19 protein-coding genes and 1 other annotated feature are annotated in these 19062 nt (G+C 45.8%); of the genes, 3 read left to right on the forward strand and 16 right to left on the reverse strand.

What is annotated here, in order from left to right; translation table 11 throughout:
• Window positions 1-50 precede the first annotated feature (50 nt).
• Both RBH91_RS15650 and RBH91_RS15655 read right to left on the reverse strand, forming a co-directional pair.
• Window positions 51-917, reverse strand: coding sequence for a M50 family metallopeptidase (locus tag RBH91_RS15650; protein WP_307892156.1), 867 nt, complete (start codon window positions 915-917; stop codon window positions 51-53).
• Entirely contained in the window at window positions 910-1701 is a 792-nt protein-coding gene (locus tag RBH91_RS15655) for a M23 family metallopeptidase (RefSeq protein ID WP_307892157.1), read from the reverse strand. Before RBH91_RS15655 ends, RBH91_RS15650 begins: the two co-directional genes overlap by 8 nt.
• Window positions 1702-1848: 147 nt before the next feature.
• Between RBH91_RS15655 and RBH91_RS15660 the strand changes: the two genes are divergently transcribed.
• Together RBH91_RS15660 and RBH91_RS15665 are read left to right on the forward strand one after the other, a co-directional pair.
• Window positions 1849-2286 (forward strand): SRPBCC family protein, encoded by a 438-nt coding sequence (locus tag RBH91_RS15660; RefSeq protein WP_076762993.1) that lies wholly within the window; start codon window positions 1849-1851, stop codon window positions 2284-2286.
• Window positions 2286-2618: an ArsR/SmtB family transcription factor gene (locus RBH91_RS15665; protein WP_148958197.1), complete on the forward strand. Its 333-nt coding sequence runs from the start codon at window positions 2286-2288 to the stop codon at window positions 2616-2618. The genes RBH91_RS15660 and RBH91_RS15665 overlap by 1 nt, the downstream gene beginning before the upstream one ends.
• A 45-nt stretch (window positions 2619-2663) precedes the next feature.
• On the opposite strand, the gene minD is transcribed toward RBH91_RS15665, so the two are convergent.
• From minD to RBH91_RS15720, 11 genes are all read right to left on the reverse strand, one after another.
• On the reverse strand, window positions 2664-3470 hold the full coding sequence (minD, locus tag RBH91_RS15670; protein WP_076762997.1) for a septum site-determining protein MinD: 807 nt from the start codon (window positions 3468-3470) through the stop codon (window positions 2664-2666).
• A 2-nt stretch (window positions 3471-3472) separates the two neighbouring features.
• Window positions 3473-4156, reverse strand: coding sequence for a septum site-determining protein MinC (gene minC, locus RBH91_RS15675; protein ID WP_076762999.1), 684 nt, complete (start codon window positions 4154-4156; stop codon window positions 3473-3475).
• A gap of 54 nt (window positions 4157-4210) precedes the next feature.
• The gene (gene mreD / locus RBH91_RS15680) at window positions 4211-4729 is read right to left on the reverse strand and encodes a rod shape-determining protein MreD (protein ID WP_307892158.1); all 519 of its coding nucleotides are present in this window, start codon (window positions 4727-4729) and stop codon (window positions 4211-4213) included.
• Window positions 4726-5637, reverse strand: coding sequence for a rod shape-determining protein MreC (gene mreC, locus RBH91_RS15685; protein ID WP_076763003.1), 912 nt, complete (start codon window positions 5635-5637; stop codon window positions 4726-4728). Before mreC ends, mreD begins: the two co-directional genes overlap by 4 nt.
• Before the next feature lie 30 nt (window positions 5638-5667).
• The gene (locus RBH91_RS15690; protein WP_076763005.1) at window positions 5668-6678 is read right to left on the reverse strand and encodes a rod shape-determining protein; all 1011 of its coding nucleotides are present in this window, start codon (window positions 6676-6678) and stop codon (window positions 5668-5670) included.
• An 87-nt stretch (window positions 6679-6765) separates the two neighbouring features.
• Entirely contained in the window at window positions 6766-7440 is a 675-nt protein-coding gene (gene radC, locus RBH91_RS15695) for a RadC family protein (protein WP_076763007.1), read from the reverse strand.
• Window positions 7441-7494: 54 nt separating this feature from the next.
• A complete protein-coding gene (locus tag RBH91_RS15700) occupies window positions 7495-8067 on the reverse strand; it encodes a Maf family protein (RefSeq protein ID WP_076763009.1) in 573 nt (190 codons plus the stop codon).
• 159 nt (window positions 8068-8226) lie between these two features.
• Window positions 8227-9255 carry an SPOR domain-containing protein gene (locus tag RBH91_RS15705; protein WP_307892159.1) on the reverse strand — a complete coding sequence of 343 codons (1029 nt, stop codon included), beginning with the start codon at window positions 9253-9255 and terminating at the stop codon, window positions 8227-8229.
• Window positions 9256-9458: 203 nt separating this feature from the next.
• Window positions 9459-10208 carry a prepilin peptidase gene (locus tag RBH91_RS15710; RefSeq protein WP_307892160.1) on the reverse strand — a complete coding sequence of 250 codons (750 nt, stop codon included), beginning with the start codon at window positions 10206-10208 and terminating at the stop codon, window positions 9459-9461.
• A 142-nt stretch (window positions 10209-10350) separates the two neighbouring features.
• Complete coding sequence (locus RBH91_RS15715; protein WP_307892161.1) at window positions 10351-11649, reverse strand: bifunctional folylpolyglutamate synthase/dihydrofolate synthase; 1299 nt, start codon at window positions 11647-11649, stop codon at window positions 10351-10353.
• A 78-nt stretch (window positions 11650-11727) separates the two neighbouring features.
• On the reverse strand, window positions 11728-14370 hold the full coding sequence (locus RBH91_RS15720; protein WP_307892162.1) for a valine--tRNA ligase: 2643 nt from the start codon (window positions 14368-14370) through the stop codon (window positions 11728-11730).
• A gap of 60 nt (window positions 14371-14430) precedes the next feature.
• Window positions 14431-14661, reverse strand: a binding site (T-box leader).
• A gap of 167 nt (window positions 14662-14828) precedes the next feature.
• On the opposite strand from RBH91_RS15720, the gene RBH91_RS15725 reads away from it, so the two are divergent.
• Entirely contained in the window at window positions 14829-15020 is a 192-nt protein-coding gene (locus tag RBH91_RS15725) for a YszA family small membrane protein (RefSeq protein WP_076763020.1), read from the forward strand.
• A 20-nt stretch (window positions 15021-15040) separates the two neighbouring features.
• Here the strand turns inward: RBH91_RS15725 and ysxE are convergent, their stop codons facing one another.
• The 3 genes from ysxE to hemL form a co-directional block, all read right to left on the reverse strand.
• On the reverse strand, window positions 15041-16063 hold the full coding sequence (ysxE, locus tag RBH91_RS15730; protein ID WP_307892163.1) for a spore coat protein YsxE: 1023 nt from the start codon (window positions 16061-16063) through the stop codon (window positions 15041-15043).
• A 27-nt stretch (window positions 16064-16090) separates the two neighbouring features.
• A complete protein-coding gene (locus RBH91_RS15735) occupies window positions 16091-17611 on the reverse strand; it encodes a LysM peptidoglycan-binding domain-containing protein (RefSeq protein WP_307892164.1) in 1521 nt (506 codons plus the stop codon).
• Window positions 17612-17758: 147 nt separating this feature from the next.
• Window positions 17759-19054 (reverse strand): glutamate-1-semialdehyde 2,1-aminomutase, encoded by a 1296-nt coding sequence (hemL, locus tag RBH91_RS15740; RefSeq protein WP_307892165.1) that lies wholly within the window; start codon window positions 19052-19054, stop codon window positions 17759-17761.
• Between the last annotated feature and the right edge of the window lie 8 nt (window positions 19055-19062).

Raw genomic sequence — 19062 nt, forward strand, 5'->3', positions numbered from 1 at the left:
ATACCAAAAAAGAAGCCGAATGTCAATGTCAGTTAGGCAAATCTAGATGATTAATAAACCAAAAGCAGTTCTTCCATTGAAGATGTCGTTCGTTTATCGGCAAAATAGGCGTGAAGAACTTCATTTTCGTCAAGCTGACTCAGTTTTTCGCCGTTTTTCTCAATGATGATTGGATGCTTGCAGCCCCTTTTGAACCTGAGCATGACATCATAGATTTGTTCATCGGCGTGTGCGGTGATCGGTGACAACAAGCGCACTTCCCGCTCCTTTCCATAGTAGCGTTCAAGCAAAAAACGGATGTGTGCATAATGGCGATTGCGGTATTCGTTATGCAGAGAAACAGCCAGAAAGATAAACAGCACCCAGGCGCTCAGCTGCGAAGGAGAAATCAGCAAAATCAAGCCGATTAAAAAGGTACAGCCAATGCACGACGCAAACAAGCTCATCCGCTGTGCTTTTTGATATGGAATATATCTTGAAAACAGCAAAAACAGCAGTTTTCCCCCGTCAAGCGGCCAGACGGGGAATAAGTTAATCAAGAGGATCGTTATATTGTAAAAAGTGAACATCTTAAAAACTTCCGGCCCGATCAATGCATTGGCTGACAAAACCCAAGCTGCACATTGAAGCCAGATATGCTGCACCGGCCCCGCCGCTATGACGGAGAGCTCTTCTTTTAACGGTCTGTTGCCATGTTCATCAACCTCTAACGTTCCGCCAAAGGGGAGCAAAAAAATGCCCTTAATCCTCCATGAAAAATAAACGGCTGCCGCAGCATGGCCAAGCTCGTGAATGAAAATAATAATCATTAAACAAAATAGCGCTTTAATATGCCCGGTCATCAAACCGAGCGCCATCACAAACCACAGCAGCGGATGAATATGAAGCTTTGTGATGAGCTCCGTCCATTTATTCAAATGTAATCACCTGTATCGGGTCGACAAATTCCTCTCCCTGTTTAATCGCAAAATAATAGACGCCCTTATGATTTTTGCCCTGTTCAATCGTTCCCAGTTTGCTTCCTTTATCAACAAAATCATATAAAGCGACATCTGCTTTTTTCAACTGACCGTAGTAGGTGTAGCTGTTATCCGCATGCTGCACGACAACCGTCAGGCCGGTATCAGGGTTTTTGTCCACTTCAATGACATAGCCCTCCTTCATGCTCCGGATGGTTTCATCTTCTGTTTCTACCTTAATGCCCTGACCGGAGAATTTCTCCTGAACCTTTCCCATAGCAGGTGTAGCCAAGTCTTGATTGACCTCTACCTGACCGGACGGCTTGCCGCTTTTCGGCTGAAACAGTGCGAGCGGATGGCCGAATTTTGATTCATACCAATGCTCGAGAGCCGCAAACTGAAATTCTTCGGTGAACACCTGGCTGATCGCTGGTCTGACCTGTTTCAAGGGTGCAAATTGCCCTTTGTAGGCAATCGCGGATATAAGAACGAGGCAGGCGGCCAAAAGACATTTGATCATGAGCACATCTGCCTTTATAAGCGGATGCTTTCCGTTTATCAGAAAAGAACTTCCTTCATGCGCGGGAAATTCACCGTGTTTTTCATCTTCGGGAAAGGCAGTCCAGACAGGCGGCTTGGCCGGCCTTTTTTTGCTGTCCGGCTGACCGGGCGTTTTTCCCGCGGTTTTCTGCTTTCGTTTTTTGGCCATTCTTTTTCGAATCTCATCTGCTCTATGACTCATAACCCTCATCCTTTACATTCAGGTTGGTTTGTACATGATATGCCTTGTCCACGGCGATTATGCCGACAACATTGACATAAAACCAAAAGGTTGCATATAATAAAATGAAACCTTTTGGTTTTATTTTGATGATGGAGGTTGTATGCAATGAAGGAAAATCATCAGCAACATGTGCCTGATATACATAAAAAGGTTGTATTTCATGCACCGATTCAAAAAGTGTGGGAGGCTGTGGCCACTAGTGAAGGGATTGCCGACTGGTTCATGCCGAATGATTTTCGGCCGGAAATCGGCTATGAGTTTACCCTGCAGTCACCGTTCGGACCTTCCCCGTGCAAAGTGATTGAACTTGAAGCACCGCACCGCCTCGCTTTCAGCTGGGACACATCAGGCTGGATTATTACATTTGAACTGAACGAGACGGCTGACGGAAATACAGAATTCACCTTGATCCATTCGGGATGGGGAGATCCGGAAGAAACGGTTTCAAAAGCCGGCGAAAAGCAGGCGGATGTCCGCAACAGGATGAACGGCGGCTGGGAAAACATCGTCAATCAAAAGCTTCGTCAGGCAGTTGAAAACTAGTGTCATCATCCGCACGAAAACACGATGTGTTTCAAGCCGTTTCAGATCCCACCCGGAGAAAGCTGATGAAGCTCCTTGCCGATCAGGAATTGCCCATTGCTGATATCAGCAGACATTTCCCGATAAGCCGGACTGCCGTGACAAAGCACTTGCGGGTTTTATCTGAAGCGCAGCTTGTGAGCGGACGCAAGGTTGGAAGAGAAAAGCTGTACAGACTGCATCCAGAGCCGCTGAACGAATTGCAGCAGTGGCTCTCGTATTTCGACCAGTATTGGGACAACAAGCTTTCAATGCTGAAACATAAGGTCGAGATCAGGGATAAAGAAAAATGAAGCTATAAAAAAAGCAATCTCAGGTGATGAGATTGCTTTTTTCCTTTAAGCACGCACGCCAAAAAATGATTTAATTTTAGCAAATACGCCTTTATTTTCTTCTTCAAACGACTGTAAAGGCACCGATTCGCCCAGAACGCGGCGGGCGATGTTCCGGTAGGCGATCGAAGCTTTGTGATTCGGGTCCATGACAACAGGCTCTCCATTGTTGGACGCTTTAATGACTTCATCATCATCAGCGACAATACCGATCAATTCGATCGACAAGTGCTGGATCACTTCATCGACATCAAGCGTATCGCCGTTTTTCATTAAATGGTTGCGGATCCGGTTGACGATCAGACGCGGCGGCTCGATGTTTTCTTCTTTCTCAAGAAGCCCAATGATCCGATCGGCATCGCGAACAGCGGAAATTTCCGGTGTAGTCACAACGATCGCTTTGTCTGCGCCTGATACCGCATTTTTATACCCTTGTTCAATCCCTGCCGGACAGTCAATAACGATATAATCAAAGTCCTGTTTCAACTGCGTGATTAACTTGACCATCTGCTCAGGCAAAACGGCAGATTTGTCGCTTGTCTGCGCAGCCGGCAGCAAATAAAGCAAATCGTCAAAGCGTTTATCCTTTACAAGCGCCTGATGGATTTTGCATCTTTCCTCAACAACATCCACCAGATCATAGATAATTCTATTTTCAAGGCCCATGACAACATCCAGATTGCGCAGCCCAATGTCTGTATCAACGAGGCATACCCGTTTTCCTAAAATGGCCAAGGCGGTGCCAAGATTTGCGGATGTCGTTGTTTTCCCTACTCCGCCTTTCCCCGAGGTTATTACGATAGCTTCACCCAATTTTACATTCCTCCCTCAAGCCTTGTTAAACTAGGTCTTAAATGAGCTAATTGTTGAAGGCGGTCAATGACCATATTCTCATTTTCATCTAAATAAGCACATTCCATGTTGTCGTTCCCTTCTTGGATGTGGTCTGGGGAGCGATTGAGCACATGATTGATACGCAACTGAGTCGGTCTCATGTCCGAAGCCGCAATAACAGCTCGTTTATTTCCATTAAAACCAGCGTGGGCAATCCCTCTTAATGAGCCGAGGATAAAAATATTCCCTCCGGCTTTCACCATTCCTCCCGGGTTCACATCCCCAATGAGAAGCAGATCGCCCTCTGTTTCCAGCACTTGTCCTGAACGGACAATCTTAGCGACAGAAATGATCTCGCTTTCGGCTTTTAGGCGGTTTGCTTCTTTCTTGGTCATGACTTCACTTTCAATGGAGTGGATAAACAGGTTTTGTTTTTCAGTGATCACTTCGGTCAGTTTTTCTTCTTGTTCCTTTGTCACATAACGGTGTCCGAGCTTAATGAGAACACTGATTTTCTGGCCTTTTCCATCCATATAATGTTCGAGTGACAGCATATCCTGAAGACCGTACAGTAATTCTTCAAAAGAGCATGTGTCATCAAGATGAAGCGTCAGTCCATTTTTCGTTCCTTTAATTGTTACGTATTGCTGCTTTTGGGTCTTCACGGTGTTCACCTCAACATCATACTCATTTCGACATCGGCTCATAAAATCCTTTTTTTACTCGTCCCTAAGCTCTTTCTTAAGACTGGTAAAAAACCATTTAAACGGATAGATGAGTAAAATACCGCCGACAGCGTTCAGCGCAAGCGTAGGCAGAAGCCTTCCAAGCACAAATTGGTGGAACGGCATGATTTCCGGACGAATCAACATCTGCACGCCGTATTGGTAAAACTCAAGAATGCAGACGGCGAGCACCGATATAAAGATGACGACGAGCGCATTCGTCTGCAAGACTTTAAATGCTTTTGACGATAAATAGCAAATACCGGCAAAACCAAACATATATACACCTAAAAGGTCGGTATAGTTAATATCATATAACAGTCCGAAAATAAATCCATATGTAATAGCAAAAGGCTGATTGACATAAGCCGTCATAAAAACCAAAACCAGCAGAATAAAACGCGAAATCAGCTGCTGATCCTCCGTTACAAAAGGGAGTTTGATAAAATCCGCATACACGCTGTCAGATACCAAAACAAACATCATGACGACGGGAAGAAGGAAACGTTTCACGAACCTTCCTCCTTTTCATCGTCCATCTTGTCGACATCAACCGTATCGAGCGTCCGGTCAACAACGATTACATTGTCAAGATTATATAAATCAGCAGCCGGCTCGACGTAAGCGATTTTCGTTAAGCCGTAGGAATCAGGTTCCACCTCTGTCACTTTTCCGATCGTTAAGCCCTTCGGAAAAACGCCGCCTGCTCCTGAGGTTTCGACAAGATCTCCTTTTTTCACTTCCCTATCTTCATCAGGCTCAATAATCTCCATTGAAAGCGCCTTTTTGTCGGCATCATATCCGTTAATGATGCCGTTTACTGTTTTCTTGCCTTTATCTGCAGCGATGACCGTAGAAATTCTGTTGTTTCTGTCTGTTGCACTTAATAGCTGGACAATCGAAGTGAAATTATTCACTTTTGTGCTTTTGATTTTCCCGATCAGGTTTCCGGTCTCATCTGTTACCGCCATATCCTTTTCAACTCCGTGTTTTGAACCTTTGTTTATCGTGATCAGGTTCCACCACTCATATTTATCCGGATTTCTGGCGATGACACTAGCTAAAATCGGCGTGTAATCTTTGATTGACTTCAAATGGCCAAGCTCTTCTCTCAAAGACTTATTCTCATTTTCGAGCTCCTGAAGCTTTGCTTCATATTGTGTTTGGCCGTCCAGCTTCTTCCGCAGGCGTTCATTTTCTTTATACGTATTTTTTAAGTCCTCTACATTTTCAAAGAAGCCCGCGAAAAACTGAGCGGGCGTATGAAAAATAGTTTGGAATACACCAGTTGTATCGCCAATAAATTTTTCGGGCCAAGTTGCATTCCGGTCGTTCTTCAACGAAAATCCAATCATTGCCACTAAAATGATGATACAAAGGAGTAAAAGCATCAACCGTTTATTTGTAAAAAACTGCGGCATGATTATACACCTCTTCTATTCCCTGTGTCCTTAATTTTTGCCTTTAAATAGATGAATTTGCTCTAGTGCTTTACCTGTTCCGATCGCTACACAGTCAAGAGGGTCTTCCGCAATTAAAACCGGCATTTTCGTTTCTTCGCTGATGACTTTGTCCAAATGGCGAAGAAGCGCACCGCCGCCTGTCAGGACAATTCCTCGGTCCATAATGTCCGCCGCAAGTTCAGGAGGGGTTTTTTCAAGCGTATTTTTCACGGCGTCGACAATGGCGGTGACGGTGTCGCGCAATGCAGCCGTAATTTCTTTTTCGGTGATTTCAATGGTTTTTGGAAGTCCGGTTAAAAGATCACGGCCGCGGATTTCCATGCTTTCTCCGTTTTCAGGTGCTTCAGCAGAGCCGATTTCAAGTTTGATAGCTTCTGCGGTGCGGTCCCCGATCATCAAGTTATATGTTTTTCTGATATAAGTAATGATAGAATCATCCATTTCATCTCCGGCGACGCGGATAGACTGGGATGTTACAATTCCTCCGAGGGAAATAATCGCGACTTCGGTCGTTCCGCCGCCGATGTCGACGACCATGCTTCCTGTCGGCTCCCATACTGGAAGGTTCGCACCGATCGCCGCGGCAAACGGTTCTTCAATCGGGTATGCTTCCCTCGCTCCAGCCTGGCGAGTGGCATCAATAACCGCCCGCTGCTCAACGGCTGTGATGCCTGAAGGCACACAAACCATAACATAAGGCTTTCTTGCAAACAATCCTTTGTTTTTCACAGCTTTACTAATATAATGTTTCATCATCGTTGCCGTTGTTTCGTAATCAGCGATGACTCCGTCTTTCATCGGGCGGAGTGCAACGACATTCCCGGGAGTCCGTCCAATCATGTTTTTCGCGTCGTTTCCGACTGCGACAATTTGTTTTGTGTCCGTTTGCAGCGCTACGACAGAAGGCTCTCTGACAACAATTCCTTTTCCTTTAACAAAAACAAGCGTATTCGCCGTTCCTAAATCTATTCCAAGGTCTCTCGCACCAATTCCAAACATTTGTATGTATCTTCCTTTCTTAAAACAAAATTCCTAAGCAAAAACCCATAAACTCTATTATAGCTTAATTTAATGAAAAAAAAAGTGTTACAAATATCCTTTTTCTTTTAAGCTCACAAATTTTTGATCGCCGATGACAATATGGTCAAGCAATTCGATTCCGAGGAGCTGTCCGCATTCGCCAAGACGCCTTGTTACATCAATATCCTCGCGGCTCGGAGCCGGATCTCCTGACGGATGATTGTGGACGCAGATGAAAGAAGCGGCAGACCGCTTCAAAGCCTCTTTAAACACTTCCCTTGGATGGACAATCGAAGAGTTCAAGCTTCCGATAAATACCGTGCGTTTGTGAATCACTTGGTTTTTAGTGTTCAAGTAAAGGCAGACGAAGTGTTCCTGTGATAAAAAACGCATGTCCTCCATTAAAACATTCGCTGCATCTTCCGGAAAGCGGATCACGTGCCGCTCTTCATAAACCAGTTTGTGAATGCGCCGTCCAAGCTCAAGCGCCGCCAAAATTTGAACGGCTTTTGCACGGCCGATTCCGGAGATGCTGGAAAGTTCCTCAACTGAGGCTTCTTTTAATAAGCGCAGTCCGTCAAACGTCTGAATCAGGCGGTTTGACAGCTGCAGAACCGATTCTTTTTTTGTGCCGGTCCTGAGCAGAATCGCCAGCAATTCATGGTTGGACAGGCTTTCGGCGCCTATGTTCAGCAGCCGTTCCCGCGGCTTTTCATCTTCCGGAAAGTCTCTTAATTTCAAAGGCTGATCGTTTATGATAAACCCTCCCTGTGATTCCCCTTCTCGTTCGGTTCATCAAAAGGAGTGAAGAGCAAACTTTTTCAGCACTCTCATCGTTTTGGAAATCGGCAGGCCGACTACTGTATAATAGTCTCCCTTTATATGCCTGACAAACAGCGCGCCTTTTCCCTGTATCCCATAAGAACCCGCTTTATCAAACGGTTCGCCTGTTGCGATATAGGCGCTGATTTCCTTATCTTCAAGGGGCCAAAAAGTGACCTCGGTTTCTTCAAAAAATGTTTCGCATCTGCTGTTTGACTTGATACAGACACCTGTGAGCACTGAATGGGTTTGTCCGGAAAGCATCCTGAGCATCCGTTCCGCCTCATCGGCATCTTTGGGCTTGCCCAAACAAACGCCGTCATAACACACAATGGTGTCAGCGCCAAGTACAACAGCATCAGGATATTGTTCGGCTACTACCCGCACTTTTTGTTCCGCCAACCATTTGACGTTTTCTGCGGGTGAAAAGTTTCGGTTTAATTTTTCTTCCGCTTTGCTGACGACAATACTGTACGGAATTTGCAGGAGATCGAGGAGTTCCTTTCTGCGGGGTGATTGTGAAGCCAAAATCAGCGGTTGTGTCATAAGAAGCCATCCTTTCAAGGGTTTTTGCATAAGAAAAAAAGATACCTGTTTTATCCTACCAAAAGAACGCCGCATCCACAATTTCAGAAAAATAACTTTTTGATGACAAAAAGCGAGAAAATAAAAAACCAGCGCACCGGCTGGTTTTTCTTTTATCCTTTACTTGATTTGACCCAGCAAAAGCTGCTGGCTTTTCCAGCCGTTCGCTGCCGTCGGATTCTCCAGCAGGTCTACAGCTTCAAGTATGCCCTCTTTTATTTTTTCAGTGTCTCCGTACGATTGAATCCCATCGATTTCCGCTTTCAGATCAGCGATGTTTTTTGAGGTGACCTCAGCGCCGAGAATTGCCTTCGCCGACAGCTCTGCCGCTTCCTTAAATACCGGGGTCAATCCTGAAGCGAGTGAAATCGGAAGCTCCTTTCCGCCCCATGCTTCAAAATCATTTTCTATTAATATCTGCCCAAGTTCAGATGTCATTTGCTTTTCCCCGGTTATGCCGGCAATGACATAAAATCCGTCATCTTTTGCAAGCGTTACGGCAGCATACCCCTTATCAACAATTTGAGAAGCCATAGCTTCCGCCCCTTCTTTTGAAGAAAACTTGCCCGCTTGGACGGCAAAACTTTTAAATTCTTCACCTGCTTTGCCGGCAGCTTTTTCTCCTTCTGTCTGCTGTCCGTCATCACCAGCTTTGGCCGTCTGGCTGTCTTCTGCATCTGCACCGAGGCTGCCCGATGCCGGCACTCCTTCTTTATTGGCTGCCAGATTCAGCGCAAACACCCCAAGACCGGTGCCAAGCAAAACGGCAAAAATAATCGTTGCCGCGAAACGCTTAACAGGATTTGAAAGTGATCTTTTAGGCTTTTGGTAGCTTTTGTTTTCGTTTTTCTTTTGATATGGCGCCACCACTTTCGGGTCGTCTTGATACACGTTTTCTTCTTCATCCGGCGAAACCCATGTAAACTCGTCCGCCTCAGGTTTTCCGTCTTCTTTTGAAGCCGAAATTTCCTGTTCTGCCTTTCGCTTTTCTTCCCAATTCGAAAAGGTTAGTTTTTTTTCTTCATTTTTCTTTAAAAACTCTTTTTCAGTTCCGTAAATCGTCTCTTCCTTGCCGTTGATCATCACTTTTAGCGGATCTTCTTTCGGCGGTTGACCGGCAGAATTTCTCTTGCTTTTCCGTTTTTTCATGTCCTTCCCTCGCTTCCGTTCTAAAATTATAGTTAGCTTTAAGACGGAAACCCGCCTTTATGAAACGTGCCAGCAGAGGGAAGCCAAAAGGAAGGAGGAGTTCTCCTAAAGGCTGTCCCTCTTATTGTCCACACTTTATCACAGCCCGAAAAAAAAAGAACAAGACTTTTGTCGTCTCGCTCAAAAAGGTTTCGTCAATTTTTTCAAACAAGCATAAATTGAATATATCGATCTATCAATTGTTGGCCGTAAAAACAGGAAGCCAGCGTTCCGATCAAAATGGCAGGTGCAAAAGGCATCGGCTCCCGCCTTTTAACCTTTCCTGCCAGTATTCCGGCAATACCCAGCACGGTTCCGGCCGCTGCGGAGAGGAAAAATACGAGAAATATCAGCCTGGAGCCGAGGACAAAACCAATAACGGCAAACAGCTTGACATCTCCCCCGCCGATTCCATTCCTTGTCACCACCACTGTAAACAGCGGAAGCAGGAAGCCGGCTATCGCTCCTGTCAAACTGGAATGCCACGGCTCAAGCGGAACCAGCACTCTGCCAATGACGAAAAAAGGCAGAAAAAAACAAAGGATGGTATCCGGAATCACCATATACACGACATCTGAGACAAAAACAATCAGCAGCAAGGAAATAAGAGCGAGTGCAATCACCAGTTCTCCCTGACAGCCAAACCGGAGCCCCGCCAAAACAAACAGCATGGCTGCAGACAGTTCAACAGCAGGGTAAACAATAGAAACAGGGCTTTTGCAGCCTCTGCATCTTCCTTGCAGAAATAGATAGGATAAAACCGGTATAAGCTCAAGAAAGGTCAGTTTGCGGCGGCAGACAGGACATGAGGAGCGGGGGGTGATCAGAGATATTTTTGCAGGTATGCGGCGGCCGGCGGCATTAAAAAAAGAGCCGAGCACTAAGCCTGCTAGAAAAAGATAAGCCAAAAACATAAGCATCAGCCTCACATGTGAATTTTCCCGGCTGGAACATATGCGGCCGGGAGCAGTTATTTTAGCAAACAGAAAGAAATTTCGCTTTTCTTAAAAATAAAAAATGCGCTTTTAGCCGAGGCTAAAAACGCATTTTTATTTCTCATTTTTTCAAAGCCGACCTGACGGCAGAAATAAAGTAAAGCGAACCCGTGATGACAACAACCGATTGTTCATCCACAGTTTTTTCTTCAATCAAATGAAAGACGGAGTCGATTTGTTCATCATATGTTTTATGGCTGGATCGGCTCTCTTCGAACATCTTTTGGGCAGATTCGGCTCTCGGGAATTCAAAGGACGTAAAATGAATGGAAGACGCAAACGCCTCCATTTTGCGAATCATTTCTGTATATGGCTTATCCTTTAATGCACTGAAGCAGACATGGACATTCCGATCCGCAAAGCGGGCCGCAATCGTCTCGGCCAGCCTGTCTACGCCCTCCTTGTTATGAGCGCCGTCAATAAATGTCAGCGGTTTGTCCAAAATTTTTTCAAAACGGCCGGCCCATGCCGCTTTTTTTATACCGGCACGTATATCCCGCGGGCTGATGTGTGCATGTTTTTCAGCTGTCAGCCACTCAGCTGCAAGAATCGCTAAGGAGGCATTTTGCCGCTGATGGGTGCCGATCAGACTCGTTTCCATCTGTTCGTAATGATGAGCCGGTGTTTTAAGAGAAAACTGTTCGCCATCAGGCAATGAGTGTTCCCCATATCGTTCACACCGCTCATGAAGGGACATATGGGGGGATTCGTTTTCCTTTGCTTTACATTTGATCACATCGGCCGCTTCAGGCTGGTGAACGGCTGTTAAAACGGGAACGCCAGGTTTGATGATCCCCGCTTTTTCACAGGCGATCTCTTCAAGCGTCTCCCCCAAAATCGCCGTATGATCATAGCCGATTGAAGTAATGACCGTCAGGATCGATTCAATGACATTCGTTGAATCCAGGCGGCCTCCAAGACCGGTTTCAAAAATAACAAAATCGGTCTTGCGGTACTTTGCAAAATATAAAAATGCACACGCCGTAATGATTTCAAATTCGGTAGCCGCTCCGAATTCGGTTTTTTCAAGCTCGAGAACAAGAGGGCCGACTTCATTAAAGAGCGCCGTCCATTCTTCATCTGAAATCGGCATGCCGTCAACACTGATCCGCTCATTAAAGGTAATGATAAACGGAGAAGTGAAGGTGCCTGCTGAATACCCGGCTTCATTTAATATCGAGCGGATAAAAGCGATCGTTGACCCTTTTCCGTTTGTTCCGGCTACATGGATGGCGTTGAGCTTTTTCTCAGGACGGCCAAGCGCTTCTAGCAGCCAATCCATCCGTTCCAAACCCGGCTTGACGCCAAATTTGAGCCTTCCGTTAATCCATCTGAGTGCTTCATCAAATGTTTTGAACAAGCGTATTCCCTCTCTTCAATGATGAAGGTGCTTTCCAGCCTTGCCTGAGGCCGGAAAACACCCTCTTTTTTCGGATTTTTAGTTTTTCAATTCAGCGATCCGCTTTTCTACAGCTTCCCGCTTAGCTGTATAATCGGCTTCTTTCGCCCGTTCTTCTTCAATGACGTGTTCCGGCGCTTTTTTGATAAAGCCTTCATTGCTTAATTTTTTCTGAACCCGTTCAACTTCCTTCGTCAGTTTATCGAGCTCTTTTTGAAGGCGGCTGATTTCTTCGTCAATGTTGATCAGACCCTCGAGCGGCAAGATCAATTCGGCTCCTGAAACGACAGCTGTCATCGCTTTATCAATCGCTTTGACCTCCGTTCCGATTTGAAGCAGGCTCGGATTTGTGAAGCGCTCCACATATGAGCGGTTCTCTTCAAGGCGGGCAGCGATTTCCGTCGAGCTTGTTTTAATATAAAGCTCAATCTGTTTGCTGAGCGGCGTATTGACCTCGCTGCGGATGTTCCGTACGGCGCGGATCACTTCAACGAGAAGTTTCATATCTGCCGCAGCCTCGCTGTCGGAGTATTCTTTGACGGCTTCAGGCCACTTCGTGACAGTAATAGATTCTCCTTCATGAGGAAGGTGCTGCCAAATCTCTTCTGTCAGGAATGGCATAAACGGATGCAGAAGACGCATCGTCTGATCCAGCACATACGCTAAGACGGAGCGGGTCGTCTTTTTCGCCGCTTCATCATCGCCGTAAAGCGGAAGTTTGGCCATTTCGATGTACCAGTCGCAGAAATCGTCCCAAATAAAATTGTAAAGGTGGCGGCCGACTTCACCGAATTCATATTTTTCAGCGAGCTGTGTCACCGTTTCAATCGTTTCATTCAACCTCGTTAATATCCACTTGTCGGCGACCGATTTTTCACCGGATAAATCGAGTTCATCGTATGTCATGCCATCCATATTCATTAATGCAAACCTTGAGGCATTCCAAATCTTGTTCGCAAAATTCCATGTTGATTCAACTTTTTCAAAGCTGAAGCGCAGATCCTGCCCAGGTGAGCTTCCTGTCGCAAGGAAGTAGCGCAGTGAATCAGATCCGTACTTATCGATCACTTCCATAGGATCGACGCCGTTTCCGAGTGATTTGCTCATCTTGCGGCCCTGGTCATCGCGGATGAGTCCGTGAATCAAGACATCTTTAAACGGACGTTCTCCCGTAAACTCGATACCTTGAAAGATCATTCTGGATACCCAGAAGAAAATAATATCATAACCGGTCACAAGGACGTTTGTCGGATAATAGCGCTTGAAATCTTCAGCGTCAATATCAGGCCATCCCATCGTTGAAAACGGCCACAGCGCCGAGCTGAACCACGTATCAAGAACATCTTTGTCCTGTTCCCAGCTTTCGGCGTCTTCAGGCGCTTCAAGTCCGACATAGACTTCACCTGTTTCTTTATGATACCAAGCCGGAATCCGATGACCCCACCACAGCTGACGGGAGATGCACCAATCACGGATATTTTCCATCCAGTGAAGATATGTTTTTTCAAAGCGGTCTGGAACAAAATTGACTTTCCCTTCGCTTCTTTGCAATTCGATTGCCGCATCGGCAAGCGGCTGCATGTGGACGAACCATTGTGTTGAAAGGTACGGTTCAACGACTGCGCCGCTGCGCTCGCTATGACCAACGGAATGCGCATGCTCTTCGATTTTGAAAAGAACGCCCTGTTCTTGAAGGTCTTTGACGATTGCTTTGCGGCAGTCAAAACGATCCATTCCTTTATACTGAAGGGCATTGTCATTCATTGTTCCGTCTTCATTCATGACAAGAATCCGTTCAAGGTTGTGGCGGTTTCCGATTTCAAAATCGTTCGGATCATGGGCAGGCGTGATTTTAACAGCGCCTGAGCCGAATTCCATATCGACGTATTCATCTGCGACAATCGGAATTTCTCTTCCGGTGATCGGCAGAACAACCGTTTTTCCGATTAAATGTTGATACCGTTCATCTTCTGGATGCACCGCGACTGCCGTGTCTCCCAGCATGGTTTCAGGACGGGTTGTCGCAATCTCAATGGAGCCTGAACCGTCTGTCAGCGGATAGCGCATATGATAGAACGCGCCTTGAACATCTTTATAAACGACTTCAATATCAGACAAAGCCGTCTTTGTCGCAGGGTCCCAGTTGATAATATATTCCCCGCGGTAGATCAGGCCCTTTTCATAAAGCTTGACGAAAACTTCGCGAACCGCTTTTGAAAGCCCTTCATCAAGGGTGAAACGCTCTCTTGAATAATCGAGGCCAAGGCCGATTTTTGCCCATTGGCTACGAATGAAGTCGGCGTATTCCTCTTTCCACTTCCATGTTTCTTCAAGGAATTTTTCGCGTCCCAGGTCATAGCGTGTTTTGCCTTCTTCACGGAGCTTTGCTTCAACCTTTGCCTGTGTGGCAATTCCAGCATGGTCCATCCCCGGCAGCCAGAGCACGTCATATCCCTGCATCCGTTTCATTCTTGTCACAATATCCTGCAGCGTCGAATCCCAAGCATGCCCCAAGTGCAGCTTTCCGGTTACATTCGGCGGGGGGATGACAACGGTATACGGCTCTTTTTCCGGATCGTTTGCGGCTTCAAAAAATTTGCCGTTCACCCAATATTCATATCTGTCTTTTTCAATTACGGCCGGATCATATTTTGTCGGCATCGTCAGTTCTTGTTTATCCATTTTTAAACCTCCAGCAATGTTAAACGGCTGATCAATAGAAAAGAGCCCTCTTTATCCTAATAAAAGGACGAAGAGAACTCTTTCGCGGTACCACCTTTTTTCATGAATGCGAAACACACATTCATGCACTTAAATGGGATAACGGGACTTTCCCGAATTTCTCTACTTTTCAGTTCAAGAAATTGCGCTCCTGGGCGACCTTCCAAAAAAGACTGGCTGGGAAGCCTTTCAGCATGGGCATCCCTCTCTGTAAGCGTCTGTTTTTGTACTCTTCCCATTCAAAGCGGGTGTCTATTGATCTTTCAGCACGTACTTTTTCTTGTTCTTATATTACTAAATCTTTTTCAATTTCGTCAATCATCTTTTCCGTTTTTATCTTGTTTTATACAAGGCTGGGCCATGCACACGAGTTTATTTTTCTCATATGATGCTGTAACGAAAAGGAGAGGAGGCATAAGGTGCGAAAAAAATTCAACACACACTCACTCCAGCCTTGGCTGAAACAAATCAGGCTTGTCGCTGTCCAGATCGTCCTCCCGATTACGATCTTTCAAGGCATTCGAACCATTATCTTCCCAACGACATTTGACGTTCTCCTTTTGGGCATTTTGATATTCCTTGCATGCGCCTTCCACCTTGATTGGATTTAATGCATGCAAAAAAGTCCGCATCATGATGATGGGGACTCTGTTTCTTCCTGCAATTTTCGGTTTTCTTCTGTTTCAAGGATATTCATCACGAGCGGCTCGGCATTTTTCATTTGCCAATACGCCTTCAGCAGCCTCGTACAAGCTTCTTGTTCTCCGATTCTCTTCTCTGTCTGATAGCGGTCGAGCACAGAAAAGACCGCCCCAGGGTAAGCCATATAGCTTAAGAATAAACGGATTTCTTCCTCTTGCAAAGGATAAACATTGTGATACGTATAAAACCAGTTTACACAATCTGTGCACATCACAGGATTGGTCTTAAACATTCTGGTGTAAAACACGATCAGATCATTCGCAGGCGGTGCATATCCCGCTTTTTCAAAGTTTGTAAAATAGCCCGTTCCCATATCGTTATACAGAAAATGACGAACCGACAATTGTCCGTGGTTTAAAACCATTCTGGAAGACTCTTTATCTTTGATGGCTTCATGCCACTCATCAAGGCGGCTAAGCGCGAAATCAACGGCTGATATCGTCTCTCTGTAATACATAGCTGCCTGAAGCTGAAAAGGGGACATATACCATTCGGTTTCCGCTCTGCTTACCATTTCTTCATATTTTCGCTTCTGCGCCTCCCATTCGCTTTTTGTCCTTTGATAGTGCCTGAGTATATCTTCCCGCCTCATTCCAAGCTCTTTTTCCGTTTTCTGATGGAGAAGCGCGATTTCTTTAAACAAATATTCGTGTTTCTGATCCCGCTCTTCCTCTCTTTCAAGAGCGAGCCATGGCATTAAATAGCAAACTTCAGCACCCGCTCCGGTCAAAAATTCCCCACCGCGGTTTCTGTAGACGGGAACAAAATGTCTATAGCCTTTTTCCTCCAGCATGATCATCTGTTCTGTAAAACGGGCGTTCCTTGAAGCTTCTAGTTTTTTTAAAGCAAATACACCGTGATCTGTATACACCTTCCATACTTTTGAACTGACAGGCTCTATATATTCAGCCCTAAGACCGTATTCATTTAAAACAGACTGGATGTCTTCCATTCCGTTCACCACATTTTTGCAAATACATTAGGCATGGCTATTATGATAATCAGGAATATATAGTATTTGTCCTTCTTTTAATTCCTCATCAAGAGAAAGGGAATTCATTCGTATGAGCTGCTGAGCATTAATGTCGTAGCGTTCGCACAGAAGATCGATTGTATCATTTTGCTGAACGATGCACATCCTCATTCGCGAAAACTCCTCCTCTCCCTGCTTTGTAAACAATTTTGTCAAATAAAGAGCATTATCATTTTCTTTAGCGGATACATTCTCTTCATCATATTCATCTCTTGCTTCTTTTTCAGGCTCTGTCTGCTCATGAAACGAGTATTCAGGAATCTCGATCGTTTCGCCTGCTTCCTCTTCTTCTGCTGATTCCTGGGTTACTTCAATGTCAAATGAATCCGGCTCTCTTTCCTCTTCTTCATTTTCTAAGAGAGGAGGAGCGCCGAAAAACGGTGTTTCTTTTGTTTCTTCATCACCGGTATAAGACCTGTAAAGCGGTTCCGGCTCTTCGCTTTCTTCTCTTTTCAGCTCAACTTTAGCATCTTCGGCATATTCAGCGGTTTCCAGTGAGTCTTCAGAGCTTTCACTGGTTTCCAGTTGCGTTTCAGCATCATCGGAGCTTTCATGGGATTCTGCTTGGGCTTTCGGATCTTCACGGCTTTCATGGGATTCTGCTTGAGCTTTCGGATCTTCACGGCTTTCATGGGATTCTGCTTGAGCTTTCGGATCTTCACGACTTTCATGGGATTCTGCTTGAGCTTTCGGATCTTCACGGCTTTCATGAGATTCCGTTTGAGCTTCCAGTTCACGTTTTGTCCTTTCTGCTGCAGACAAAGACGCTGTAAAAAACGGTTTTGCTTCACTTTCAGAATGTCCGAGGAACGACTGATAAATCGGCACTGTTTCTTCACCGGTCTCCTCATCTGCTTTTTCCGCCTCATCGTATAGCTGCCCGGCTTGCTCATCGTACGGACTTTCCAGATTAATCAAGAATTCTTGCTCTGAATCGGCTTCTTCTCTTTCGCCGGCTCTGTAGACCGGCTCAAGTTCCTCCTCTGCTTGAGCTGCAGATTCAAAATCAGGCGGGGTATGCACCTTTTCTCTCTCATCCGCTTCACCGCTCACATTCAGCAGGCCTTCAATTGCCAAGTCCGCCTGAATCGTCAGCATCCGGGCATCTGTCAGCTGATAATCGAAAGCATCAATAAATACAAACACGTCATTTAAATGATTGACTTTGTTTTTCGGGATTGTAATATCCACAGGGAAACAATGCGTCAGCTCCGCGCTGCCGTCCCCATTCAGCTTCACGTCTTCCACAAATCGGCTTGTCGCAGGCAGCTGAGCATACTCCCGGGTTTGATCTATGTTGTATTCGCCTGTCAGCTCTAATGACCCTCGTATTGATACATAATCATTCACTTCCTGAACGGAAATATCCGGATCCAATGAAATCGATAATAGTTCGGATACTTCCTGTCCTTTTTGAAAACAGATCGACTCTTCTACAGAAAATTGCAAACGATTGTTTTGCGGCAAAATGATATCCTCCCTTCACCTAATTTTTAAAATTAGATGTCAGTAAAGATGTATGAAAAAAACCGGCAGAATATGAACAGAAATATCAGCATGTGTTTTCGGACGCAAACAAAAAAGCCGCCGGCAATACCGGCAGCTCTGCTTGCTTTACTTGGAACGGCTGATTTGGCTAAATACACGTTCAGCTGCTGTGATCGTATGTTCAATGTCTTCATCCGTATGGGCGGTTGACAAGAACAGCCCTTCGAACTGGGACGGCGGAAGGAACACGCCTTCATCAGCCATGCCTTTATAATAGTCGGCAAACAGGTTAAGGTCAGACTGTTTGGCTGTGTCATAATTGATGACAGGTTCATTTGTAAAGAAGAAGCCGATCATTGAACCCGCACGGTTGAATGTATGAGGAATGCCATTTCTTACGGCGGCTTCAGAGATTCCTTTTTCCAATCTGTCGGCTGTACGGGAGAACTCCCTGTAAGAATCAGGCGTCAGCTGTTTCAATGTTTCAAGCCCCGCCGTCATTGCAAGCGGATTGCCTGAGAGCGTTCCTGCTTGGTAAATCGGACCGCTCGGCGCAATTTTCTCCATGATTTCAGCTTTGCCTCCGTAAGCGCCGACAGGAAGACCCCCGCCGATAACTTTACCGAGGCATGTCAAATCCGGTGTCACGCCGAAATAGCCTTGTGCACAGTTGTAATCCACTCTAAAGCCTGTCATGACCTCATCGAAGATCAAGAGAGCGCCGTATGTCTCGGTCAGCTCGCGAAGCCCTTCTAGAAACCCTTTAACAGGCGGAACAACCCCCATATTCCCCGCTACAGGTTCAACGATGACACCGGCAATGTCATCGCCGTATTCCTGAAAGACCAGCTTCATGCTTTCCAGATCATTGTAAGGAACAGTCATCGTGTTTTTGGCAATGCTCTCAGGAACCCCAGGGCTGTCCGGGAGACCGAGCGTTGCGACTCCCGAGCCAGCTTTGATGAGCAGCGAGTCGCCGTGTCCATGATAGCAGCCTTCAAATTTCACAATTTTATTCCGGCCTGTGTATCCTCTCGCCAGCCTCAAGGCGCTCATGGTGGCTTCGGTTCCCGAGCTCACCATACGTACGATTTCTATGGAAGGAACGCGGTCGATAACAAGTTCGGCAAGCTCGGTCTCAACCTTTGTCGGCGCACCGAAGCTTGTTCCGTATTGAGCCGTTTTTTGAATCCCGCTGACGACTTTTTCATTGCTGTGTCCTAAAATAAGCGGGCCCCATGATAAGACATAGTCGATATATTCGTTTCCGTCAATATCATAGATTTTCGATCCTTTTCCCCGTTCCATGAAAATGGGGTCCATGTTTACAGATTTAAAAGCGCGGACCGGACTGTTCACTCCGCCCGGCATGACTTGTTTCGCCTCCTCGAAAGCCGCTTTAGACTTTTCATAGCTGCGCATCCTCTAAA

It is taken from the genome of Bacillus swezeyi (genome assembly GCF_030908325.1).
Taxonomy (GTDB): Bacteria; Bacillota; Bacilli; order Bacillales; family Bacillaceae; genus Bacillus; species Bacillus swezeyi.

Excerpts from the sequence above, each read along its gene's own strand:
- RBH91_RS15655 (WP_307892157.1), bottom strand. The coding sequence starts at position 1,701 with ATGAGTCATAGAGCAGATGAGATTCGAAAAAGAATGGCCAAAAAACGA.
- RBH91_RS15660 (WP_076762993.1), top strand. The coding sequence starts at position 1,849 with ATGAAGGAAAATCATCAGCAACATGTGCCTGATATACATAAAAAGGTT.
- mreC (WP_076763003.1), bottom strand. The coding sequence starts at position 5,637 with ATGCCGCAGTTTTTTACAAATAAACGGTTGATGCTTTTACTCCTTTGT.
- RBH91_RS15690 (WP_076763005.1), bottom strand. The coding sequence starts at position 6,678 with ATGTTTGGAATTGGTGCGAGAGACCTTGGAATAGATTTAGGAACGGCG.
- RBH91_RS15700 (WP_076763009.1), bottom strand. The coding sequence starts at position 8,067 with ATGACACAACCGCTGATTTTGGCTTCACAATCACCCCGCAGAAAGGAA.
- RBH91_RS15705 (WP_307892159.1), bottom strand. The coding sequence starts at position 9,255 with ATGAAAAAACGGAAAAGCAAGAGAAATTCTGCCGGTCAACCGCCGAAA.
- RBH91_RS15710 (WP_307892160.1), bottom strand. The coding sequence starts at position 10,208 with ATGTTTTTGGCTTATCTTTTTCTAGCAGGCTTAGTGCTCGGCTCTTTT.
- RBH91_RS15720 (WP_307892162.1), bottom strand. The coding sequence starts at position 14,370 with ATGGATAAACAAGAACTGACGATGCCGACAAAATATGATCCGGCCGTA.
- ysxE (WP_307892163.1), bottom strand. The coding sequence starts at position 16,063 with ATGGAAGACATCCAGTCTGTTTTAAATGAATACGGTCTTAGGGCTGAA.
- hemL (WP_307892165.1), bottom strand. The coding sequence starts at position 19,054 with ATGCGCAGCTATGAAAAGTCTAAAGCGGCTTTCGAGGAGGCGAAACAA.